Source organism: Pseudonocardia sp. NPDC049635 (assembly GCF_040659795.1).
Lineage (GTDB): Bacteria > Actinomycetota > Actinomycetes > Mycobacteriales > Pseudonocardiaceae > Pseudonocardia.
This window is the reverse complement of the sequence record NZ_JBFAON010000001.1, coordinates 59,169-81,316: the sequence shown is the minus strand read 5'-3', so window position 1 is coordinate 81,316 and position 22,148 is coordinate 59,169. Positions and strand designations below refer to the sequence as shown.

The window sequence follows — 22,148 nt, the reverse complement described above, 5'->3', positions numbered from 1 at the left end:
TGCCATTCCGTCGTGGCCGGGTTACTCGATCTCCCCCGGATCCATCCGCACCCGGACGGTGTCGGTCGCCTTGCGTGCCGTGCGCAGCGCCTGCGCCTCGTGCAGAGCTGCCGCGAGCCGGCGGCCGGCAGCACGGGGCACCCGCAGCAGTGCGCGCTCCCGGACGTCGTCCCGGTCCGCGCCCCGTCCCGGGCGCTCCGGGGGGTCGATCTCCACCGGCCCGAGCAGTTCGACGCCCTCGGGCGGGTCCCGGTCGGCGTCGAGCACGGCCTCGCAGATCTCGGCGACGGCGGCGGGCGGGCCCTCGACGGCGGCCATCCGCACCGCGGGCGGGAAACCGACCTCGGCGCGTTCGGCCAGCTCGGCCTCGGCGTGCCCGGCCGGGTCCCAGCGGACCAGTGCCTGCACGGTCGGGATCGCGGAGTCGGCGACGACCACGACCCGGCCGCCCTCGGTGTGCGGGACGACGCCCGCCGCGGCCGCGAACCAGCGGCGCAGCGTCTCCTCGGCGACCCGCAGGTCCGGGCGGGCCAGCATCATCTCGCCGTCCAGCAGCAGCGCCGCGCCGTAACCCCCCTCGGCGACCGGCTCGGCGCCGGGTGTCGCGACGACCAGTGCCGGGCCGGCCAGGAGGTCGTCGACGACCGCGGCCCCGCCGCCCGAGGTCCGCACCGTGACCCCGGGGAACGCCCGGCCCAGTTCCTCCGCCGTCCGGCCGGCTCCGACGACCCCGGCCCGCAGCCGGCGCGACGCGCAGTTCCCGCACCGGTAGCCGGGCTCGACCCGACCGCACCAGCGGCACGCCGGCAGCCCGGTGGCGGCGTCCGGGCTCCCGGCACCGGGGCGGGGCAGCCCGAGCGGTCCCGCACAGTGCCGGCAGCGGGCCGCCTCCCGGCAGGACGCGCACGCCAGGAACGGCAGGTAGCCCGCCCGGGGCACCTGGACCAGCACCGGACGCCCGGCGGTCAGTGCTGCGCGGGCCGCCTCGAACGCCACCCCGGGGACGCGCGCCGCGCGGGCGGCCGGGTCACGCACCAGCTGGGTGTCGGTCTCGCCGATCGCCGTGACCCGCGGTGCGCGGGCCCGCACGGTCGCCCGGTCGGCCTGCACGGCCGCCGCCCAGCCGGACTCGACCAGCAGCTGGGCCTCCGCGGTCCGGGTGAACCCGGCGACCAGCACGGCGGCGCCCTCGCGGTGCGCCCGCAACACCAGAACGTCTCTCACCTGCGGGTACGGGGCGCGCGGCTCGGAGTGCGAGTCGTCGCCGTCGTCCCAGACGGCGAGCAGCCCGAGCTCGTCGAGCGGGGCGAACGCGGCGGACCGCGTGCCGACGACCACCCGCACACTCCCCCGCCGCACCGCCAGCCACCGGCGGTACCGCTCGGCGGGCCCGAGGTCCGCGGTGAGCGCGACCACCGCGTCGTCGCCGAGCAGCGCGGCGCAGGCACCGTACAGCCGGTCGACGTCGCGCTGGTCGGGCACGACGAGCAGCGCGGACCGGCCGGCCGTCCGGGTCGCGGCGGCGGCCTCGGCGAGCCGCACCGCCCAGTGCTCCCCGGGCAGCGGCTGCCACACCGCGTGGGCGGCACGGCCACCCGCGAGGGCGTCGAGCAGCGCCGTACCGCGCCGGTAGGCCGACCACCCGGTGCGGCCGGGCGGGGACGGGTCGGGGACGGCGCGGCGGCGCGGAACCTCCGACTCGACCCGGGCGTGCCGGGCGGGGACGGCGAGGCGCAGCACGTCCGCCAGCACCCCGGCGTAGCGGTCGGCGACGGCGCGGGCCAGTCCGGCGACCTGCGGGGTCAGCACCGGTTCGGCGGAGACGACCTTGTCCACCCAGGCGAGGACGCCGTCGTGCCCGGAGGATCCGGCGCGTTCCAGCAGGTAACCGTCGACCATCCGGCCGGCGAACCGGACCCGGACCCGGACCCCGGGCCGGGCGACGTCGTCCAGATGCGTCGGCACCCGGTAGTCGAAGGGCCGGTCCAGGTGCGGCAGCGCGACGTCGACGACGATCCGGGCCACCGGCAGCGTCGCCGCCTCCTGCCACTCGCCGCGGTTGCGCGCAGGACGCCGGGCGCGCGCCCGCCCGGCGGGTCGTGCGGTCGCGGGAGTGCTCACGGCCAGGGTCTACCAGACGGCACCGACGCCCCGGGAGGACGGCACCGGTGGCGTCGCGGTGGCGGCCCCGGACACGACCGTGGCCGGGTCCGCACGGGGCGGCCCCGGCCACGGGCCGGTGCCGGTCGGTCAGGCCCCGACGGCCGACTTGAGCGCGTCGGCGCGGGAGGTGTCCTCCCACGGGAGCTCGACGTCGGTGCGGCCGAAGTGCCCGTACGCGGCGGTCGGGGTGTAGATCGGGCGCAGCAGCTTCAGGTCGCGGATGATCGCGGCCGGCCGCAGGTCGAAGACCTCCTCGATGGCCGCCTGGATCTTGACCGGGTCGACGTTCTCGGTGCCGAAGGTCTCGATGAACAGCCCGACCGGGGCGGCCTTGCCGATCGCGTAGGCGACCTGGACCTCGATCCGCCCGGCGAGCCCGGCGGCGACGGCGTTCTTGGCGACCCAGCGCATCGCGTAGGCGGCGGAGCGGTCGACCTTCGACGGGTCCTTGCCGGAGAAGGCACCGCCGCCGTGCCGGGCCATGCCGCCGTAGGTGTCGACGATGATCTTGCGGCCGGTCAGCCCGGCGTCACCCATCGGACCGCCCAGCACGAACCGCCCGGTCGGGTTGACCAGCAGTCGCGGCTCGGACGGGTCCCAGCCGAGCGCCTCGACCTCCGGGGTCACGACGTGGGTGAGGATGTCGGGGGCGAGCATGCCGTCGAGGTCGACGTCCGCGGCGTGCTGGGTGGAGAGCACCACGGTGTCGAGACGGGCCGGCTTGGCGCCCTCGTAGTCGATGGTGACCTGGGTCTTGCCGTCGGGGCGCAGGTAGGGCAGCGTGCCGTTCTTCCGGACCTCGGTCAGCCTGCGGGAGAGCCGGTGGGCCAGGGCGATCGGGAGCGGCATGAGCTCCGGGGTGTCCTCGCAGGCGTAGCCGAACATCAGGCCCTGGTCACCCGCGCCCTGCTTGGCGATCTCGTCCTCGGCGGACTCGACGCGCTTCTCGTAGGCGGTGTCGACACCCTGGGCGATGTCCGGCGACTGCGCGCCGATCGCGATGTTCACGCCGCAGGAGGCGCCGTCGAAGCCCTTGGCGGACGAGTCGTACCCGATCTCCAGGATGCGGTCCCGCACGAGTTGCGGGATCTCGACGTAGGCGTTGGTCGTGACCTCACCGGCGACGTGCACCTGCCCGGTGGTCACGAGGGTCTCGACGGCCACCCGGCTGCTCGGGTCTTGCGCGAGCATCGCGTCGAGGATCGTGTCGCTGATCGCGTCACAGATCTTGTCGGGGTGGCCCTCGGTGACCGACTCGCTCGTGAACAGACGGCGGCTCGTGTTCGACACGCGCAGTTTCTCCATCCCGTTGTGGTGCTGCTCTGGTGTTGCCGTGGTGCTGTCTACGTGACGGCGCGACGCGCTCGGCGGCCGCGCGCGCTCGGACGCTCCTGCCCTCGGAGCATCCGCCGGAGACCGACCCTAGTCCAGATCGGGCGACGGTACGGAGATCACGAGGCGCAACTGTGCACCCACCGTGACCACCGGCCGAGATTCAGCTACACAGGGTCGCCGGATGGGGTGATTGACGCTCCGCTCGCGAATCGCGCGCGCCCCCGCTCGTTGGTCGGGGCAGTACCCCCGCACACCGTGCGGACGGGCCACCGGACCAGACGAAACACGACTCCACGGCGGTGCTCCACCGTCGTCGGCACGGAGGATGTCCCACGATGAAGCCGAAATCCCGACGGATCGCCGCCGTCACCGCTGCCCTGGCGGTGGCAGGGGTCACCGCCACCGGTGTGATCGCAGGCACTGCTGCTGCCGCCGGCACCGGAACCTGCACGTCGAGCGTGAACGTGCGCTCGGAACCCGCCACCGACGCCCCGATCGTCGGGGTGTGCGAGCGCGGCAGCACCACCTCGGTGGGCGACACCCGTGAGGGCTTCGTGGAGCTGCCCGAGTACGGCGGCTGGGCGGTCGCCGAGTACGTGGCGACGACCGGCAGCGCCTCGCCCGGGACCGGGTCCGCCACGACTCCGGCGGACGGTGAGGACACCACCGCGCTCACCTCGGAGCGTTCCACCGCGCCGCGCCCCGAGGACCGGTCGCCGTCGACGAGCACGTCCGGCAGCCCGGAGGGCGCCTCCGAGCCGTCGACGACCGGCAGCGCGACCCCCTCGACGACCGGCACCACCGACACCACTGACAGCACTGACACCACTGACAGCTCCGACAGCAGCAGCACCGACAGCAGCAGCACGGACAGCAGCACCGACTCGGACACCGGCACCGGCAGCACTCCCACCGCCGACCCGTTCTTCGCCGACGACTGACAGCACCGACCACCGCTGTCCCCGGCCGCACACCCGGTAGCCGTACCGCACACCCGTTGCAGCAGGTGTGTGGCGCGGCTGCCGGGTGTGCGGCTCAGCTCAGGCGTGGGGAGACGGCGTCCCAGATCCGGGAGGCCAGCAGAGCCTTGGAACCCATCGGCAGCTCCTCCTCGCCGCCGTCGCGGGCGAGCAGCCAGCCGGCGTTGTCGGGTGTCTCGAACGCCTTGCCGTCGCCGACGGCGTTCACCACGAGCAGGTCGCAACCCTTGCGGGCGAGCTTGGCGCGGCCGTGGTGCAGGACGTCACCCTGCGCGTCACCGGTCTCCGCGGCGAACCCGACGACGACCTGACCCGGCCGGGGGCTGTCGTGCACCAGCCCGGCGAGGATGTCCGGGTTCTGCGCCAGCCGAAGCGGTGCGGGTTCGTCGGTGCCCCGCTTGATCTTGTCGGCCGCGGTGGCGACCGGCCGGAAGTCGGCGACCGCGGCGGCCATCACGACGGCGTCGGCGTCCGCGGCGGCGGCGCGGACGGCGGCCTCCATCGCCACCGCCGTACCGGCGTGGACGACGTCCACCGCGGCCGGCACGGCCAGGTCCGCGGTGTGCCCGGCGATCAGGGTGACCCGGGCACCACGCTGGGCGGCGACCCGCGCGAGCGCCCAGCCCTGCCGGCCCGACGAGCGGTTGCCCAGGTAGCGGACCGGGTCCAGGGCCTCACGGGTACCGCCCGCACTCACCACGACGTGTCTGCCCTCGAGGTCGCGGGGCAGCGCGTCGGGGCGCTCCAGCAGCAGCGTGGCCAGGTCGGCGATCTCGGCCGGGTCGGGCAACCGGCCCTTGCCGGTGTCCTTGCCGGTGAGCCGGCCGGCGGCGGGTTCCAGGACGACGGTGCCGCGGGACCGGAGCAGCGCGACGTTGTCGCGGGTCGCGGGGTGCTCCCACATCTCGGTGTGCATCGCGGGGGCGAGCACCACCGGACATCGCGCGGTGAGCAGCGCGGCGGTCAGCAGGTCGTCGGAGCGGCCGTGCGCGATCCGGGCCATCAGGTCGGCGGTGGCCGGGGCGACCAGGACGAGATCGGCGCGCTGCCCGAGCGCGACGTGCGGGACCTCGTGGACGTCACTGAACACGCCGGTCGCCACCGGGCGCCCGGAGAGTGCCTCGAAGGTGGCGGCGCCGACGAACCTCAGCGCGGACTCGGTGGGGATCACCCGCACCGCGTGACCGGACTCGGTCAGCCTGCGCAGCAGCTCGGCGCTCTTGTAGGCGGCGATCCCACCGGAGACGCCGAGCAGGACCTCGGGTGCCGACTCGGGCATCGGTGGGTGCTACTCGCCCTCGGTGTGCTCGAGCATGCCGGCCTGGATCTCACGCATCGCGATCGAGAGCGGCTTCTCACGGGGGCCCGGCTCGACGAGCGGGCCGACGTACTCCAGCAGGCCCTCGCCGAGCTGGGAGTAGTAGTCGTTGATCTGCCGGGCGCGCTTGGCCGCGTAGATGACCAGCGCGTACTTCGAGCTGACCTGACCGAGCAGGTCGTCGATCGGCGGGTAGGTGATGCCCTCGGGGGCGGTGGTGCCGGTAGGCGTGCTCACGTACTCACTCCAGAAGCGAAAAGGGCGGCCGGGGCCCGGATGTCTCAGGCCTGGGACACGTCTCCGACGGCGTCCCGGCCGACCGCCAATGCTACCAACCGGCCGATCACGGCCTGCAGGTCGTCGTTGACGACGACCTCGTCGAACTCGTCGCGGGCCGCCATCTCCTCGATCGCGGTCCGCAGTCGGCGCTCACGCTGCTCCGGGGTGTCGGTCCCGCGATCGGTCAGCCGGCGGGCCAGCTCCTCCATCGACGGCGGGGCGACGAACACGGTGAGCGCCTCCGGGAGGAGCGACTTCACCGCACGAGCGCCCTGCAGGTCGACCTCGACGAGAACCGGCCGGCCGTCCTCGAGCGCCTGTTCGACGGGCTCCCGCGGCGTGCCGGAGCGCTGCAGCCCCCCGTGCACCTCGGCCCATTCGAGGAGTTCGCCACGCTCGATCAGCGCGTCGAACCGCTCGCGGGTGACGAAGTGGTAGTCACGGCCGTCCACCTCACCCGGCCGCGGCGGCCTGGTCGTGGCGGACACGCTGAACAACAGCTCCGGCACCGCCTCGCGCAGTCCCGCGACCACGCGGCTCTTCCCCACACCGGAGGGACCGGCCAGCACGAGCAGCCGCCCGCGGGCCGGTCGCTCGGGCTGCTCGGAGCACGCGGCGGAGGGGGTTCCGGTCACGGGACGCGCCGATCAGCTCGGGTAGCGGTCGAGCAGGGCCTTGCGCTGACGGTCGCCGAGGCCGCGCAGCCGGCGGCTGGTCGCGATCTCCAGCTCCTCCATGATCTGCTGCGCGCGGACCTTGCCGACGTTCGGCAGGGCCTCGAGCAGCGCGGAGACCTTCATCTTGCCCAGGACCTCGTCGGTCTCGGCCTGCTTCAGCACCTCCTCGAGGGTGGTGCCGCCGCGCTTGAGACGCTCCTTCAGCTCTGCCCGGGCTCGGCGCGCGGCCGCAGCCTTCTCCAGCGCGGCGGCGCGCTGTTCCTCGGTCAGCTGGGGAAGGGCCACGGTGTTGCCTCCGTACTCTCCGTGTCGAACACGTCGTTCTCGTCGCCGCCGAAGCGGCAGCAGGGCGGTGGATCGCACCGACCCGTCCGGGGGACGTCCCCGGAGCCGCGATCGAACGTACCCACGACCTCCAGTAGGGCGTCAATGGGGGTCCCACCACTGCTTTCGCCGTCCACATGGTGATCAACGGCACGGCCGCCCGGCGACGGGCCGACTGCCGCCGGGCTCGCCCGGGCGGCGGGTCGGCGCAGCGTGTCCCCGCGCACGGGTCCGTGTCGACCGTCCGGCGCACCCCGCGGGCGGCCGGACGCCGGGTTCAGAGATCGAGCACGAGCCGGGCACCGACCGCCCGGGACACGCAGATCATCATCACCTCGCCGGCGGCGCGTTCGGACTCGTCGAGCACCTCGTCGCGGTGGTCGGGAACACCGTCGAGGACCGCCGTCTCGCAGGTCCCGCAGATCCCCTCCCGGCACGACGACGCCACGACCACGCCACCCCGCCGCCTCGACCGCGTCGAGGATCGACCGGCCGGGCGCGACCTGGACGGTCACGCCGGAGGCACGGCACTCGACCTCGAACGCCGTGTCGGTCCCTGTGTCGGTCCCCGCGTCAGGCGCGGTGTCGGGCGCGGAGTCGGCCCCGCCGGACGGCGCCGTCCTGCCGGAGGCGGCGAACCGCTCCACCCGCAGCGTGCCGGGCGGCCACGCACGGGACCGCTCGGCCATCACGTCCAGCAGCCCGGCCGGGCCGCAGCAGTACACCGAGGTGCCCGGTGGGATGTCCCCCACGATCCGGTCCAGGTCCAGCGGCCCCACCTCGTCCTGCGGGTGCAGCCGGACACGGTCGGCGTACCGCGCGAGTTCGGGCAGGAACGCCATGCTCGTGCGGCTGCGGCCGCCGTAGTGCAGGACCCACTCCGCGCCGGCCGCGTCGGCCGCGGCGAGCATCGGCAGGACAGGAGTGATCCCGATCCCGCCTGCGACGAACACGTAGCGGGCCGACGGGCGCAGCGCGAAGTGGTTGCGCGGCCCACGGACGACCAGCACATCCCCGGCGGAGAGCTCGTGCACCCGGCGGGAACCACCGCCCCCGTCGGGCCGGAGCAGCACGGCGATCCGCCAGTGCTCGCGGTCGGCGGGATCACCGCAGAGCGAGTACTGGCGGACCAGGCCGGGGCCGAGCTCGACGTCGATGTGCGCACCGGGTTCCCAGGCCGGGAGGACACCGCCTTCGGCCGGGAGCAACTCGACGCCGACGACGTCCGTGGCCAGCGTGTCGACCCGGCCGACCAGCACCGGCCGACCGGTCTGCTGGGCGGTGGACGGCCGGGGTGCGGCCTCCGCACCGGTCGCGCTCACCTGATGTCCGGACGCTCGTCCACCACCCGGCGGGCCTTGAAGGTGGTCTCCGGGAGCGTGCCCGGCTCCAGCAGCCGGACCGGGACCGAGATGTTGACCATCCGTCTGAGTACGGCCTCGGTCCGTCGCACCAGATCGGAGCGCCGCGACTCGACGACCCCGGCGGGCTGCCCGGTCTCGGCCGCGACCACGTCGTGCGACAGTTCGGCCTCCACGCTGATCTCGTCCAGCGCCCCGGGCCGGGTCACCCGGATGCGGAACTCCGGCCCCAGCTCGTCGATGGTGCGCAGACCGGTCTCGATCGCCGACGGGAAGATGTTCGCCCCGCGGATCACCAGCATGTCGTCGAGCCTGCCCAGGACACCCTCCGGGAGCCGGGGGTAGGTCCGCCCGCAGGGGCACGGCGTGGTGTCGAGGTAGCTCTCGTCGCCGGGCGCGAACCGGATCATCGGCTGCGACTCGCGCCAGAGGTGGGTGTAGACCACGCTGCCGCGGTCGCCGGCCGGGCTGGCGGTGTGCGGGTCGTCGCCCGAGACGATCTCGGTGTACACCTCATCGGTGATCAGGTGGGTCCCGGTGCCCGCCGGGCAGCCGACGGTCGTCTGGAACGGGTACATCTCCGACGTCGAGCCGGCGTCCACCACGGTGGCGCCCCAGCCCTGTTCGATGATCCGGCGCGTCCCGGGCAGGGAGCCCCGGGCTCGCCGCCGACGAGCAGTGTGCGGACGGTGCTCCCGGCGAGGTCGATCCCCATCCGCTCGGCCACCGAGAGCAGGTGGATGGCGTAGGACGGGGTCGCGGTGAACACCGTCGAGCCGAGCCGGGTGATCAGCTCCAGGTGCTTCTCGGAGTCGGTGACCCCGAGCGGGGAAGACCGTCGCGCCGATCTCCAGCCCCTGGAGCACGCCCCAGCCGCCGAAGAACAGGCCGAACGGGAACCCGACCTGGGCCAGGTCGTCGGGCCGGATCCCGGCGCACCACTGGGCCATCGCGTGCACGTCCGCGGCGCGCTCCCAGTCACCCTCGGAGACCGCGTAGAGCGTCGGCACACCCGAGGTGCCGGACGACCCGTGGATACGGGCGATCCCGCGACGTCCGTCGGGCGTGGAGAAGTCACGGGTGTAGCTGCCGAACGGCGGATGCTCGGCCTGGTCGGCGACCAGCATCTTCTTGGTGATCACGGGGACCTTCGCGGTGAAGTCCGCGAGGGTGCGGACCTGGTCCGGGTGGAACCCGTGCGCGTCGTAGTGCCGCCGGTAGAACGGCAGCTCGGAGTAGACGTAGCGCAGCTGGTGGCGGATCCGGTCGAGGATCAGCGCGGCCGAGGACGACGATCCGCACCGGGCCGCCGAACTGATGCAGGTCAACCTGCTCGGTGCGCTCTCCATGTGCCGCTACGCGGGGCGCGTGATGATCGACGGTGGCCGCGGGGGCGCGATCGTCAACATCGCCTCGGCGCTCGGCCTGACCGCCGGCACGGTCCCGCAGGCGGCCTACTCGGCGTCGAAGGCGGGATTGCTCGGGCTCACCCGCGACCTGGCCCAGCAGTGGACCGGACGGCACGGCATCCGGGTCAACGCGCTCGCCCCGGGTTACGTCCGCACCGAGCTCACCACCCCGTTGCTCGACCGCCCGGCCGCCGCAGCCGCGGCGACGGCCCGGATCCCGATGGGCCGGATCGGGACGCTCGACGAGATCAGCGGCCCGCTGCTGCTGCTGGCCTCCCCCGCCGGGTCGTACCTGACCGGCACCACCCTGTCCGTCGACGGCGGCTGGACCATGCACTGAACCAACCGGCACCGGGTCGACACCGAACGTGCACCGTGTACCCGAGCCCGACCGCGCACCGACCGGAGGAACCGATGCCCCGCCCCAGCCGCTTCCCGGAGCTCGTCGAGGCCGCCGGAGCGGAGTTCCGGGAGCACGGGTACGACAACGCCACGCTGGAGGGCATCAGCGCGCGCCTCGGGATCCTCAAGGGCAGCGTCTACAACTACGTCGCGAGCAAGGAGGAGTTGCTCCTCGCGGTGGTCGAGGGACCGGCCGAGGCGTTGCTCGCCCAGGTGGACGCGCTGCTCGCGGACTCGTCCAGCGGGGTCGCGGTGCGGTTGCGCGAACTCGTCCGGATCCAGGTCAGGGTGTTCGCCGACCACTACCCCGCCGCCTTCGTCTACCTGCAGCGCGTCGGGCGGGCCCGCACCCCCGCGTTCGCCCGCTTCGACGAGATGGACCGCCACTACCTCGCGGCGGTGGAGTCGTTGCTGGCCGAGGGGGCCCGGACCGGGGAACTCTCACTGCCCACCGACCCGCGGATCGCGGCCCGGGCGGTGATCGGGATGCTCGACTGGATGCAGCACTGGTTCACCCCGCGCGGCGCCGCCGAGGACGCCGCGCTCGCCGACGAGCTCACCGCGCTGATCCTCGGTGGCCTGCTGGCCGGTGGCGGGGTGCACGGACTCACCCGGTCGGTGCCCGCCGCGCCGCGGAGCCCCGGGGCGGGCGCGCCGGGCTGAGCGCCCCGCCCCGGTGCGGAAGTCAGCCTGCGGCGCCGGCGGCCAGTCCGGCGAGCTCCTCGGAGAGCGCACGGGCGGCCTCACGCAGCGCTGCGGGCCGCGGCCCGGCCCGCAGCAGCGACCGGGCGGCGGCCGGGAGCACCGGCCCGGCGGTCCCGGCGAACCGCTCGACGATCTCGGCCGGGGTGGCCCCCTGGGCGCCGAGGCCCGGCACCAGGACCGCGCCGTGCAGGGCGGACAGGTCGAGCCCGTGGTCGTGCGTCGCGCCGACGACCACGCCCACGTCGCCGCAGTCCGTCCCGGCGTTGCGGGCCGCCGCACCGTCCACCATGGACTGCGCGACGGAGCGGCCGCCGTCGGTGACCGCGAGCTGGACCGACCCGCCCTCCGGGTTGGAGGTGCGGGCCAGCACGAACACCCCGCGCCCGGCGCCCGCTGCCGCCCGCAGCGCGGGCTCGAGCGAACCGAAACCGAGATAGGGCGACAGGGTCAGTGCGTCGGCGCCGAGCGGGGCACCGACCCGGAGGTAGGCGTCCGCGTAACCGTCCATCGTGGATCCGATGTCACCGCGCTTGGCGTCCAGCAGGGTCAGCGTCGGGGTCGACGCGAACCCGGCCAGCAGCCGCTCCAGCACCGCGACCCCGGCGGCACCGTGCCGCTCGAAGAACGCCGCCTGCGGCTTCACCACCGCCACCGCGCCGGCGAACCCGTCCAGGCAGCGATCGGCGAACCCGGCCAGCCCGTCGGCGTCGTCGGCGAGCCCCCAGGCCTCCAGCAGCGCCGGGTGCGGGTCCACCCCGGCGCAGAGCGGCCCCAGCCGGTCGACGGCCTCGACCAACCGGGCGCCGAACGCGAGGGCGCTCATGTAGCCGAGACAGGGGCGTCGGTCCCGCCGGGGGCCCCGGCCTCGACCGCGGCCCGCAGCGATGCGTGCGCCTGCTGCAGCGAGCGCACCCCGAGCCCGCCCGAGGCGAGCGCCTCGATGCCCTGCACCGCGGCCGCGGCGCCCTGCACCGTGGTGATGCACGGGACGCCCCGGGACACCGCGGCAGCGCGGATCTCGTAGCCGTCCACCCGGGGACCGGAGTTCCCGACCGGGGTGTTGACGATCAGGTCGACCTCGCCGGCCAGGATCGTGTCCACGATCGTCGGGTTGTCCGGGGTCGACCCGGACGAGTGCTTGCGCACGACCGTCACTTCGATCCCGTTGCGGCGCAACATCTCCGCCGTCCCGTCGGTGGCCAGCACCTCGAATCCCATGTCGGCGAGCCTGCGGACCGGAAAGACCATCGCGCGCTTGTCCCGATCGGCGATCGAGACGAACACGGTGCCCGCGACGGGCAGCGGCCCGTAGGCCGCGGCCTGCGACTTGGCGAACGCCGGACCGAACGCGGCGTCGAAGCCCATCACCTCACCGGTCGACTTCATCTCCGGGCCGAGCAGCGGGTCGACCCCCTGACCGGCGGTGTTGCGGAACCGGTTGAACGGCAGCACCGCCTCCTTCACCGCGACCGGCGAGTCGGCGGGCAGCGCGCCGCCGTCCCCGGTGGCGGGCAACAGGCCCTCGCCGCGCAGCTCGGCGATCGTGGCGCCCAGCATGATCCGGGCCGCCGCCTTGGCCAGCGGCACCGACGTCGCCTTCGACACGAACGGCACCGTCCGCGACGCCCGCGGGTTCGCCTCCAGCACGTAGAGCACGTCGCCGTGCAGCGCGTACTGCACGTTCAACAGCCCGCGCACGCCGACACCGTGCGCGATCGCCGTCGTCGCCTCCCGCACCTTGGCCAGCACGGAGCTGCCGAGGGTGATCGGCGGCAGCGTGCAGGAGGAGTCACCGGAGTGCACACCGGCCTCCTCGATGTGCTCCATCACGCCGCCGAGATAGACCTCCTCGCCGTCGCAGAGCGCGTCGACGTCGATCTCGATGGCGTCGTCGAGGAACCGGTCGACCAGCACCGGCCGGTCCGGCGAGATCGTGGTGGCGCGGGCGATGTACCCGGCCAGCGTCGCGTCGTCGTAGACGATCTCCATGCCACGCCCGCCCAGCACGTAGGAGGGCCGCACCAGGACCGGGTAGCCGATCCGGGCGGCGATCTCGCGGGCACCCTCGAAGCTGGTGGCCATGCCGAACTCGGGTGCCGGCAGGCCCGCCCTGCGGAGCACCTCGCCGAAGGCCCCGCGGTCCTCGGCGAGGTCGATCGCGGCCGCGGACGTGCCCACGACCGGCACCCCCGCCTCGGTGAGCCGCTGCGCCAGGCCGAGCGGGGTCTGCCCGCCGAGCTGCACGATCACCCCGGCGACGGTGCCGGACTGCTGCTCGGCGTGCACGACCTCCAGCACGTCCTCGAAGGTCAGCGGCTCGAAGTACAACCGGTCCGCGGTGTCGTAGTCGGTGGACACCGTCTCCGGGTTGCAGTTGACCATCACGGTCTCGAACCCGGCCTCGCGCAGCGCCATCACGGCGTGCACGCAGGAGTAGTCGAACTCGATGCCCTGCCCGATCCGGTTCGGCCCGGACCCGAGGATCAGCACCTTCGGCTTCTCGGTCTGCGGGGCGATCTCCGACTCGGCCGCCGGGTCCGTCTCGTAGGCCGAGTAGTGGTACGGCGTCTTCGCGGCGAACTCGGCGGCGCAGGTGTCGACCGTCTTGTAGACGGGCCGGATGCCGAGCCGGTGCCGCAGCGAGCGCACCCCGTCCTCGCCGGCGAACTCCGGCCGGACGGCGGCCAGCTGGCGATCGGACAGGCCGTAGCGCTTCGCCCGGCGCAGCAGGTCGGCGTCGAGCACCGGGGCCGCCTCGATCTCCGCGCGCAGCTCCCCCAGCAGGGCGATCTGGTCGACGAACCACGGATCGATACCGGAGGTCTTGGCGACGTCGGCGACGCTGCGGCCGGACCGCAGGGCCCGCTCGACCTCGTAGATGCGGCCGTCGACCGGGGTGGCGAACTCCGGCTCGCCGTCGGGGTCGGGGGCGGTCCAGAAACCGGCCCTGGCCCGCTCCATCGACCGCATCGCCTTGCCCAGCGCCTCCGGGAACGAACGGCCCAGCGACATCGCCTCGCCGACGGACTTCATCGTCGTGGTCAGCTCGGGGTCGGCGCCCGGGAACTTTTCGAACGCGAACCGCGGGATCTTGACCGCGACGTAGTCCAGCGCCGGCTCGAACGCGGCGATGGTCTCACCGGTGATGTCGTTGCGGATCTCGTCGAGGGTGTAGCCGACGGCCAGCCGGGCCGCGATCTTGGCGATCGGGAAGCCGGTGGCCTTCGACGCGAGCGCGCTCGACCGGGAGACCCGCGGATTCATCTCGATCACGACCAGGCGGCCGGTCTCCGGGTGCACCGCGAACTGGATGTTGCAGCCGCCGGTGTCGACGCCGACCGCGCGGAGCACCGCGATGCCCACGTCGCGCATGTGCTGGTACTCGCGGTCGGTCAGGGTCATCGCCGGGGCGACGGTGATCGAGTCACCGGTGTGCACGCCCATCGGGTCGAGGTTCTCGATGGAGCAGACGACGACCACGTTGTCGTGGCGGTCGCGCATCAGCTCCAGCTCGTACTCCTTCCAGCCGAGCACCGACTCCTCGATGAGGACCTCGGTGACCGGGGAGGCGTCCAGCCCGGAGCCGGCGAGGCGTTCCAGCTCCTCGGCCGAGTGCGCCATGCCCGAGCCGAGTCCGCCCATGGTGAACGAGGGCCGGATCACCACCGGCAACCCCAGCTCGGCCGCTGCCTCGCGGACCTCGTCCATCGAGTGGCAGACCCGCGAGCGCGGGACGTCGCCGCCGACCTCGGTGACGATGTCCTTGAACTTCAGCCGGTCCTCGCCGCGCTGGATGGCCTCGACGTCGGCACCGATCAGCTCGACGCCGTAGCGCTCCAGGACGCCGTTGTCGTGCAGGGCGATCGCGGTGTTCAGCGCGGTCTGCCCGCCGAGGGTGGCCAGGATCGCCGTGACCGGCGTACCCGCGGCCTGCTCGGCGGCGATGACCTTCTCGACGAACTCCGGGGTGATCGGCTCGACGTAGGTCGCATCCGCGAACTCCGGGTCGGTCATGATCGTCGCCGGGTTCGAGTTGACCAGCGAGACGCGGATCCCCTCGGCCTGCAGCACCCGGCACGCCTGGGTCCCCGAGTAGTCGAACTCGCAGGCCTGGCCGATGACGATCGGCCCGGAGCCGATCACCATCACGTGGTCGATGTCGTCGCGGCGGGGCATCAGTTCTCCTCCTGCCGGGCCTGCTCGGCGTCGGCGCTTCCGGCCGGGGGTGGCGGCCAGGGACGGTCGTCGACCGGGCCGGACCGGCCGGTCACCGGGTCGGCGTGGTGTGCGGGCTCGTCGGGTCCGGCCGGGACGTCCGATGCCCCGCCCTCACGGCGCAGCGCGTTCTCGACGTCGGAGAACGGCGCCGTCAGCGGGTCAGGTGTGCCGGGGCCCGGCACCGTGGGCAGCCTGCTGGTCGGCGGCTCGGCCGCCGGGGTGCCCGCGGGCGGGGTCACCGGCAGCCGGGTGGTCGGCGCGGGCCCACCGGTGGGGCCCCCGGCCGGGCGCGGGCCCGGGCGGCCGGGGTCCAGGTCGACCGAGGGGCCCGCCGTCGCCGCCGGTGGTGCCGCCGGGGACGGCTGGGCGGTCGCTGCCGGTGCCTGCGCCCGCACAGCGTCCTGCGGTCCGCCGGCGGCTGCACTGCCGGTCGCCGGCTCGCTGCCGGCCCCCGGTCCCCCGCTGTTCCCCGGTTCGCCGGCGGTCGCCGGTCCGTCGCCGATCGCCGGGCCGCCACCGGTCACCGGGCCGCTGCCGGCGGGGCCGTCCGGGCCGTCCTCCGGCTCCGGGTACGGCGCCGGGACGGCACCCGCCGGGCGGCGCGCGGCCACGCCGGCGTAACCGGCCGGGTTGTCCGTCATGAGCTGGGCGAACCGGTCGAACAGGTTCGCCGCGTCGTGCGGGCCGGCCGCGGCCTCCGGGTGGTACTGCACGGAGAAGGCCGGGAAGTCGATCCCGGCCATGCCCTCCACGCAGCCGTCGTTCGGGCAGGTGTGGGTGATCACGGCCCGGCCGTAGGGGGTGTGGAACTCCTCGCCCGCCTCCCCCGCGACGGCGAAACCGTGGTTCTGCGAGGTGATCGCGACCCGCCCGGTGGCGTGCTCGACGACCGGGATGTTGATGCCGCGATGGCCGTAGCGCAGCTTGTAGGTGTCCCGGCCGAGCGCCCGGCCCAGGATCTGGTTGCCGAAGCAGATCCCGAACAGCGGGATCCGGCGCTCCAGGACCTGCCGGGTCAGCGCGACCGGGCCGTCGGCGGTGGCCGGGTCCCCGGGGCCGTTCGCGACGAAGAACCCGTCCGGGCGCAGCGACTCGATCTCCTCGATCGTGCTGGACGCGGGCAGCACGTGCACCTCGATGCCGCGGGCCGCCATCATCCGCGGGGTGTTGTACTTGATCCCGACGTCCAGGGCCGCGACGACGAACCGGCGCTCCCCCGCCGCCGGGACCACGTAGGGCTCGGCGGTGGTCACGGCACCGAACAGGTCGGCGCCCTCCATCTGCGGGCTCTGCCGCACCCGCTCGACGAGCTCGGGCTCACCGGCCAGCGCGGCACCGGAGAAGACCCCGGCCCGCATCGCGCCCCGCTCACGCAGGTGCCGCACCACGGCCCGAGTGTCGATGCCGGCGATCCCGACGACGCCCTGGGCGCGCAGGGCGTCCTCCAGCGAACCGGTGGCCCGCCAGTTCGACGGCCGCCGGGCCGGGTCGCGGACCACGTAACCGGCGACCTGGATGCGGGCCGACTCGTCGTCCTCGTCGTTCCAGCCGGTGTTGCCGATCTGCGGTGCGGTCTGCAGGACGATCTGGCGGTGGTACGACGGGTCGGTCAACGTCTCCTGATAGCCGGTCATCCCGGTGGTGAACACGGCCTCGCCGAGACTCTGCCCGGTCGCGCCGTAGGACTCGCCACGGAAGATCCGGCCGTCCTCAAGGACCAGCAGGGCCGTGCCGGCCCCGTCCCGCGTGCTCCGTGCGCTGCCCGTGCTCGTCATGCCTGAACCTTCCCGTCCCGCGCGGTGATCCGACCACGCAGGACCGTCGCGACCACCACGCCGGGCAGCCGCATTCCCTCGTACGGCGTGTTCGCCGCCTTGCTCGCCAGGTTCGCGCCGCGGACCGTCCAGGCCGCGTCCGGGTCGACGAGGGCGAACGTCGCCGGCTCGCCCACGTCGATCGGCCGGCCCTGGTCGGCGAGCCTGCCGATTTCGGCCGGGCGCTCGGAGAGCACCCGCGCGACGCCGTACCAGTCCAGCAACCCCGGCTCGACCATCGTCTCGATCAGCACCGACAGCGCCGTCTGCAGACCCAGCATGCCCGGCCTGGCCGCCTGCCACTCGGTGTCCTTGTACTGCGCGGCGTGCGGCGCGTGATCGGTGGCGACGACGTCGATCACGCCCTCGGCCAGCGCCTCCCGCATCGCCCGGGTGTCGTCCGCGGTGCGCAACGGCGGGTTGACCTTGTTCACCGGGTCGTAGCCGGTCAGCCGGCCGTCGGTGAGCAGCAGGTGGTGCGGGGTCACCTCGGCGGAGACCTGCACCCCCTGTGCCTTCGCCGCGCGCAGCACGTCGATGGTGCGGGCGGTCGAGATGTGGCAGACGTGCAGCCGGGCGCGGGCCTCACGGGCCAGCGCGCAGTCCCGGGCGACGATCGTCTCCTCCGCGGTCGCCGGCCAGCCGGCCAGGCCGAGCCGGGCCGCGACCGCGCCCTCGTGGGCCTGCGCACCCGCGGTGAGCCGGTGGTCCTCGGCGTGCTGGGCGATGACCGCGTCGAGCGCCGAGGCGTACTCCAGCGCGCGGCGCATGATCAGCGGGTCGTTCACGCAGCGGCCGTCGTCGGAGAACATCCGGACCGCGGCCCGCGAGTTCGCCATCGTGCCCAGCTCGGCGAGGCGCTCACCGCCGAGCCCGACGGTGACCGCACCGACCGGGTGCACGTCGACCAGGCCGATCTCGGCGCCGCGCCGCCACACGTGCTCGACGACGACGTCGGAGTCGGCGACCGGGTCGGTGTTCGGCATCGCGAACACCGCGGTGAACCCGCCCAGTGCCGCGGCGTGGCTGCCGGTCTCGATCGTCTCGGACTCCTCGCCGCCGGGCTCGCGCAGGTGCACGTGCAGGTCGACGAAGCCGGGCAGCAGGACCGCGCCGCCGGCGTCGAGCACCTCGACGCCCTCGGGCGCGTCCAGGCCGCTGCCGATGGCGGCGACGAGACCGTCGCTGACCAGCAGGTCGGTCGCCTCGCCGCCGTAGGGCCGGGCGTCGGTGATCAGAAGGTCGCTCATGTTCACTCCGGTGCTCCGGCGAGGAGGTGGTAGAGGACGGCCATCCGCACGTGCACACCGGTGCGCACCTGCTGCAGGACGGCGGAGTTGGGCGCATCGGCGACCGCCGGCGCGATCTCCATGCCACGCACCATGGGGCCCGGGTGCAGCACCACTGCGTGCTCGGCGAGCAGGGCGGCCCGGTCCTCGGAGAGGCCGTAGCCGACCGCGTACTCGCGGGCCGACGGGAAGAATCCGCCGTGCATCCGCTCGGCCTGGACCCGCAGCATCATCACCGCGTCGGCGGCGGGGAGCTCCGCGTCCAGGTGGTAGGAGACCCGGCAGGGCCACTGCTCGACCCCGGCCGGCAGGAGCGTCGGCGGCGCCACCAGCACCACCTCGGCCCCCAGGGTCGCCAGCAGCAGGACGTTGGAGCGGGCCACGCGCGAGTGCAGCACGTCGCCCACGATCGCGATCCGCCGCCCGGCGATCCCGCCGAGCCGGTCCCGCAGGGTGGCCGCGTCGAGCAGCGCCTGGGTGGGGTGCTCGTGCGTGCCGTCGCCGGCGTTCACGATCGCGGTCGGCATACCGGTCGCCTTCCGGGAGGGCGTATCGATGCGCGGTCCCGCCGTGTCCATCCAGTGCGCCAGCCGGTGCGCCGCACCGGAGGCCGGGTGTCGCACGACCACGCAGTCGGCCCCCATCGAGGACAGCGTCAACGCCGTGTCGCGCAGCGACTCGCCCTTCGACACCGACGAACCGGACGCCGACACGTTCACCGTGTCCGCGCTCATCCACTTGCCGGCGATCTCGAACGACACCCTGGTCCGGGTGGAGTTCTCGTAGAACATCGTGATCACCGTGCGACCGCGCAACGTCGGCAGCTTGCGGACCTCGCGGCCGAGCAGCGCCTGCCGCAACCGGTCCGCGGTGTCCAGCAGCGCCGTCGCCTCGCTGGCGTCGAGGTCGGCGACCGAGAGCAGGTGCCTCACGAGGACTCCCCCTGGGTGATCCAGACGCCGTCGCTCCCGTCGATCTCGGCGAGCGAGACCAGGATCTGCTCCGACCGGGAGGTCGGGACGTTCTTCCCGACGTAGTCCGCGCGGATCGGCAGCTCCCGGTGACCGCGGTCGACCAGGACGGCGAGCTGCACGATCCGCGGCCTGCCCTCGTCGCGCAGCGCGTCCAGCGCGGCACGGGTGGTCCGGCCGGACATCAGCACGTCGTCGACGAGCACGACGAGTTTGTCGTCCACCCCGCCCTCGGGGACGGCGGTGGACTCCAGCGCGCGGGCCGGCCCGCGGCGCAGGTCGTCGCGGTAGAGGGTGGCGTCGACCGACCCGACCGCCGGTGCGACACCGGCGAACTCGGTGATCGCCTCGGCCAGCCGGTGCGCCAGGTGAACACCACGGGTCGGCACGCCGAGCAGGACGAGATCGTCCGGGCTGTCGGGGCCGAAGGCGGTCTTCTCGATGATCTGGTGCGCGATGCGCGCGACGGTGCGGGCGACGTCGGCGGCGCTGAGCAGCTCCCGGGCGGGATCCTGCGCACCGACGTCCCCGCGGCGGTTCTGCGCCACGAGGTGTGCTCCTTCCCCGCCTCACCGGACGGGTCTTAAAGGACGGTCTTGCCGCACCCAACCTAGCAACCGCCCCTGCGGCCCCGCGGCCCGGCCGCAGCGCGTCACAGGGCGAGCCCGGCCACATCACGTCACCCGGTCGGGATCACGGTCCGGTGACGATCCGCAGTGGCCGGTACGGCTTGGCACGCGGGCCTCGGGATACCCGATTCTGCCCATGCGAACTGCCGGGAAATATGGTCCACCCGCGCCCCGGCACCCACCGCTACCGCTGACGAGGGACACGGACTGCCCCGTTCGTGTGGGAAACCGCTCGTCAACCCCCCGAGCAGGGGGTCGAACTTGACCGCGCCGGACCCGACCCGGAAGATTACTCTCCGTATCAAACAGGGAACGTGCAGCAGTGTCGTGGTGCGCGGGGCGGACGGTGGTCCGGCCGTGCCCGCGCGGCACCGGGCTCACCGCCCCGACCGGGGACCACCCACAGGGGCTACGGCGAGGACGGGTGGGCGCACCGCCGGTGACCGGCCCGTCCGAAGCCGGTACGCCACCGTCAGGAACGAGGGGATCGATGGGCGACTACGCCAAGGCGCTCGGGGGGAAGCTCCGGGCGATCAGACAACAGCAGGGGCTGTCGCTGCACGGTGTCGAGCAGAAGTCGGGCGGGCGCTGGAAGGCGGTCGTCGTGGGCTCCTACGAGCGCGGGGACCGAGCGGTCACCGTGCAGAAGCTGGCCGAGCTGGCCGACTTCTACGGCGTCCCGGTGGCCGAGCTGCTCCCCGAGGGCCGCATCCCGTCCGGGAGCGAGCCCGCCACGAAGATCGTGATCAACCTGGAGCGGCTGCAGCAGCTGCCGGCGGACAAGGTGGGCCCGCTGGCCCGCTACGCGGCGGCCATCCAGAGCCAGCGCGGCGACTACAACGGCAAGGTCCTCTCGATCCGCGCCGAGGACCTGCGCTCGCTGGCGATCATCTACGACATGTCGCCCGGTGAGCTGACCGACCAGCTCATCGAGTGGGGTGTGCTACCTCCCGAGGCCCGCCCGGGCAGCCAGGTGGGATGATCGGGTCCGCACCGGTCGCGCCCCAGGGGAAGGGTGGCGCGCCCGGTGTTCGGCCCGGCGGTGGCGGCCGGGGGTCTCAGCACAGTCCCTCGGCCGCCACCGACCGGTCGGCAGGCGACACAGCACAGAAGGCCCGCACCCGTCGCGGAGACGGTGCGGGCCTTCGCCGTGCCCGGACCTACAGCGTGGCGCGCAGGTGCTCGGCGATGTCGGAGATCTGGCCGAGCACACCGTTGACGTAACGCGGCGAGTCGTCGGTGGACAACGTCCTGGCCAGCTCGACCGCCTCGGTGATCGCCACCGGGTCGTCGACGTCGTCCACCCACAGCAGCTCGTAGACGCCGATCCGCAACAGCCCGCGGTCGACGGCCGGCATCCGGTCGACGCTCCAGCCCTCGGCGTGCTCGGCCAGCAGCTGGTCGATCCGCTCCAGGTGGGCGGCGACGCCCTCCACGAGCTTCCCGGCGTACTCCTGCACCGGCGGTGCGTCGTCGGTCTCCCGACGGGCGGTGAGCACCTCCAGCGGGGCCTCACCGCGCGCCTCGGCCTCGAAGAGGATGTCCAGTGCCCGCTTGCGGGCCTTGGTCCGAGCGCGCACCTCAGCTCACGCGGCCGAGGTAACGACCGTCCCGCGTGTCGACCTTCACCCGGGTGCCGGTCTCCAGGAACAGCGGCACCTGGATCTCGGCGCCGGTCTCCAGCGTGGCCGGCTTGGTGCCGCCGGTGGACCGGTCGCCCTGCAGGCCCGGGTCGGTGTGCGCGATGACCAGCTCCACCGAGGTGGGCAGCTCGACGAACAGCGGCTCGCCCTCGTGCAGCGACACCTGGGCGGTGGCGTTCTCCAGCAGGTACTTCGCGGCGTCGCCGACGGCCTTCTCCGAGATCGGGATCTGGTCGTAGGTGTCGCTGTCCATGAACACGAAGTCCGTGCCGTCGCGGTAGAGGAAGGTCATGTCGCGGCGGTCCACCGTCGCGGTGTCGACCTTGGTGCCGGCGTTGAAGGTCTTGTCGACGACCTTGCCGGACATCACGTTCTTCAGCGTGGTGCGCACGAACGCACCGCCCTTGCCGGGCTTGACGTGCTGGAACGCCGTCACGGTCCACAGCTGGCCCTCGAGGTTCAGCACCAGGCCGTTCTTCAGGTCGTTCGTCGTCGCCACGTGCGCGCTCTCCTGGATCGGGTGTCGGTTCTGACTGTCGGCACCGGGCGGCGCGTCACGCCGGGCATGCGGTGCGTCGGGCGCACCCTCGCTCCGGACGGTGCGTACCTGACGGACGAGGATACCGGCCGG

The 22,148-nt window shown here is 73.7% G+C and carries 18 protein-coding genes and 2 pseudogenes; 4 read left to right on the top strand and 16 right to left on the bottom strand.

What is annotated here, in order from left to right:
- Positions 1-21: 21 nt before the first annotated feature.
- Both AB0J24_RS00375 and metK read right to left on the bottom strand, forming a co-directional pair.
- Positions 22-2,121, bottom strand: coding sequence for a primosomal protein N' (locus AB0J24_RS00375; RefSeq protein WP_358673102.1), 2,100 nt, complete (start codon positions 2,119-2,121; stop codon positions 22-24).
- A 129-nt stretch (positions 2,122-2,250) separates the two neighbouring features.
- The gene (gene metK / locus AB0J24_RS00370) at positions 2,251-3,468 is read right to left on the bottom strand and encodes a methionine adenosyltransferase (RefSeq protein ID WP_358673099.1); all 1,218 of its coding nucleotides are present in this window, start codon (positions 3,466-3,468) and stop codon (positions 2,251-2,253) included.
- A gap of 365 nt (positions 3,469-3,833) precedes the next feature.
- Here metK and AB0J24_RS00365 point away from each other — a divergent pair, with 365 nt between their 5' ends.
- Positions 3,834-4,439: an SH3 domain-containing protein gene (locus AB0J24_RS00365; protein WP_358673096.1), complete on the top strand. Its 606-nt coding sequence runs from the start codon at positions 3,834-3,836 to the stop codon at positions 4,437-4,439.
- 94 nt (positions 4,440-4,533) lie between these two features.
- Here the strand turns inward: AB0J24_RS00365 and coaBC are convergent, their stop codons facing one another.
- The 6 genes and pseudogenes from coaBC to AB0J24_RS00335 all read right to left on the bottom strand — a co-directional run bounded on the left by coaBC (position 4,534) and on the right by AB0J24_RS00335 (position 9,786).
- On the bottom strand, positions 4,534-5,757 hold the full coding sequence (gene coaBC / locus AB0J24_RS00360; RefSeq protein WP_358673093.1) for a bifunctional phosphopantothenoylcysteine decarboxylase/phosphopantothenate--cysteine ligase CoaBC: 1,224 nt from the start codon (positions 5,755-5,757) through the stop codon (positions 4,534-4,536).
- 9 nt (positions 5,758-5,766) lie between these two features.
- Entirely contained in the window at positions 5,767-6,033 is a 267-nt protein-coding gene (gene rpoZ / locus AB0J24_RS00355; RefSeq protein ID WP_186360156.1) for a DNA-directed RNA polymerase subunit omega, read from the bottom strand.
- A 44-nt stretch (positions 6,034-6,077) separates the two neighbouring features.
- Positions 6,078-6,710, bottom strand: coding sequence for a guanylate kinase (gene gmk, locus AB0J24_RS00350; protein ID WP_358673091.1), 633 nt, complete (start codon positions 6,708-6,710; stop codon positions 6,078-6,080).
- Between the two features lie 12 nt (positions 6,711-6,722).
- Entirely contained in the window at positions 6,723-7,037 is a 315-nt protein-coding gene (gene mihF / locus AB0J24_RS00345; RefSeq protein ID WP_358673089.1) for an integration host factor, actinobacterial type, read from the bottom strand.
- A gap of 316 nt (positions 7,038-7,353) precedes the next feature.
- Positions 7,354-8,311 (bottom strand): annotated as a pseudogene (locus tag AB0J24_RS00340) (PDR/VanB family oxidoreductase).
- A gap of 83 nt (positions 8,312-8,394) precedes the next feature.
- Positions 8,395-9,786, bottom strand: coding sequence for a phenylacetate--CoA ligase family protein (locus tag AB0J24_RS00335; protein WP_358673087.1), 1,392 nt, complete (start codon positions 9,784-9,786; stop codon positions 8,395-8,397).
- Here AB0J24_RS00335 and AB0J24_RS00330 point away from each other — a divergent pair.
- Positions 9,755-10,186: an SDR family oxidoreductase gene (locus AB0J24_RS00330; protein ID WP_358673085.1), complete on the top strand. Its 432-nt coding sequence runs from the start codon at positions 9,755-9,757 to the stop codon at positions 10,184-10,186. The genes AB0J24_RS00335 and AB0J24_RS00330 overlap by 32 nt on opposite strands.
- A 74-nt stretch (positions 10,187-10,260) precedes the next feature.
- Entirely contained in the window at positions 10,261-10,911 is a 651-nt protein-coding gene (locus AB0J24_RS00325; RefSeq protein ID WP_358673083.1) for a TetR/AcrR family transcriptional regulator, read from the top strand.
- A 22-nt stretch (positions 10,912-10,933) separates the two neighbouring features.
- On the opposite strand, the gene pyrF is transcribed toward AB0J24_RS00325, so the two are convergent.
- The 6 genes and pseudogenes from pyrF to pyrR all read right to left on the bottom strand — a co-directional run bounded on the left by pyrF (position 10,934) and on the right by pyrR (position 19,793).
- Positions 10,934-11,776 (bottom strand): orotidine-5'-phosphate decarboxylase, encoded by an 843-nt coding sequence (pyrF, locus tag AB0J24_RS00320; protein ID WP_358673081.1) that lies wholly within the window; start codon positions 11,774-11,776, stop codon positions 10,934-10,936.
- Positions 11,773-15,129 carry a carbamoyl-phosphate synthase large subunit gene (carB, locus tag AB0J24_RS00315; RefSeq protein WP_358673079.1) on the bottom strand — a complete coding sequence of 1,119 codons (3,357 nt, stop codon included), beginning with the start codon at positions 15,127-15,129 and terminating at the stop codon, positions 11,773-11,775. The genes pyrF and carB overlap by 4 nt, the downstream gene beginning before the upstream one ends.
- Before the next feature lie 680 nt (positions 15,130-15,809).
- A pseudogene (gene carA, locus AB0J24_RS00310) lies at positions 15,810-16,946 on the bottom strand (glutamine-hydrolyzing carbamoyl-phosphate synthase small subunit); the annotation flags it as partial.
- Positions 16,943-18,235, bottom strand: coding sequence for a dihydroorotase (locus tag AB0J24_RS00305; protein ID WP_358673077.1), 1,293 nt, complete (start codon positions 18,233-18,235; stop codon positions 16,943-16,945). The gene AB0J24_RS00305 and the pseudogene carA, both read right to left, overlap by 4 nt.
- Before the next feature lie 2 nt (positions 18,236-18,237).
- The gene (locus AB0J24_RS00300; protein ID WP_358673075.1) at positions 18,238-19,206 is read right to left on the bottom strand and encodes an aspartate carbamoyltransferase catalytic subunit; all 969 of its coding nucleotides are present in this window, start codon (positions 19,204-19,206) and stop codon (positions 18,238-18,240) included.
- Positions 19,203-19,793 carry a bifunctional pyr operon transcriptional regulator/uracil phosphoribosyltransferase PyrR gene (pyrR, locus tag AB0J24_RS00295; RefSeq protein ID WP_358673073.1) on the bottom strand — a complete coding sequence of 197 codons (591 nt, stop codon included), beginning with the start codon at positions 19,791-19,793 and terminating at the stop codon, positions 19,203-19,205. Before pyrR ends, AB0J24_RS00300 begins: the two co-directional genes overlap by 4 nt.
- A gap of 571 nt (positions 19,794-20,364) precedes the next feature.
- Between pyrR and AB0J24_RS00290 the strand changes: the two genes are divergently transcribed.
- On the top strand, positions 20,365-20,856 hold the full coding sequence (locus AB0J24_RS00290; protein ID WP_358673071.1) for a transcriptional regulator: 492 nt from the start codon (positions 20,365-20,367) through the stop codon (positions 20,854-20,856).
- Between the two features lie 178 nt (positions 20,857-21,034).
- Here AB0J24_RS00290 and nusB read toward each other — a convergent pair whose 3' ends face one another.
- Positions 21,035-21,454, bottom strand: coding sequence for a transcription antitermination factor NusB (gene nusB, locus AB0J24_RS00285; RefSeq protein ID WP_358673069.1), 420 nt, complete (start codon positions 21,452-21,454; stop codon positions 21,035-21,037).
- A gap of 1 nt (position 21,455) precedes the next feature.
- Positions 21,456-22,016 (bottom strand): elongation factor P, encoded by a 561-nt coding sequence (efp, locus tag AB0J24_RS00280; RefSeq protein ID WP_358673067.1) that lies wholly within the window; start codon positions 22,014-22,016, stop codon positions 21,456-21,458.
- Positions 22,017-22,148 lie beyond the last annotated feature (132 nt).

What these genes read in the sequence shown, in the direction of transcription:
- metK (WP_358673099.1), bottom strand. Translation starts at nt 3,468, where the DNA reads ATGGAGAAACTGCGCGTGTCGAACACGAGCCGCCGTCTGTTCACGAGC.
- AB0J24_RS00365 (WP_358673096.1), top strand. Translation starts at nt 3,834, where the DNA reads ATGAAGCCGAAATCCCGACGGATCGCCGCCGTCACCGCTGCCCTGGCG.
- coaBC (WP_358673093.1), bottom strand. Translation starts at nt 5,757, where the DNA reads ATGCCCGAGTCGGCACCCGAGGTCCTGCTCGGCGTCTCCGGTGGGATC.
- AB0J24_RS00330 (WP_358673085.1), top strand. Translation starts at nt 9,755, where the DNA reads ATGCAGGTCAACCTGCTCGGTGCGCTCTCCATGTGCCGCTACGCGGGG.
- AB0J24_RS00335 (WP_358673087.1), bottom strand. Translation starts at nt 9,786, where the DNA reads ATGGAGAGCGCACCGAGCAGGTTGACCTGCATCAGTTCGGCGGCCCGG.
- AB0J24_RS00325 (WP_358673083.1), top strand. Translation starts at nt 10,261, where the DNA reads ATGCCCCGCCCCAGCCGCTTCCCGGAGCTCGTCGAGGCCGCCGGAGCG.
- pyrF (WP_358673081.1), bottom strand. Translation starts at nt 11,776, where the DNA reads ATGAGCGCCCTCGCGTTCGGCGCCCGGTTGGTCGAGGCCGTCGACCGG.
- carB (WP_358673079.1), bottom strand. Translation starts at nt 15,129, where the DNA reads ATGCCCCGCCGCGACGACATCGACCACGTGATGGTGATCGGCTCCGGG.
- AB0J24_RS00305 (WP_358673077.1), bottom strand. Translation starts at nt 18,235, where the DNA reads ATGAGCGACCTTCTGATCACCGACGCCCGGCCCTACGGCGGCGAGGCG.
- AB0J24_RS00290 (WP_358673071.1), top strand. Translation starts at nt 20,365, where the DNA reads ATGGGCGACTACGCCAAGGCGCTCGGGGGGAAGCTCCGGGCGATCAGA.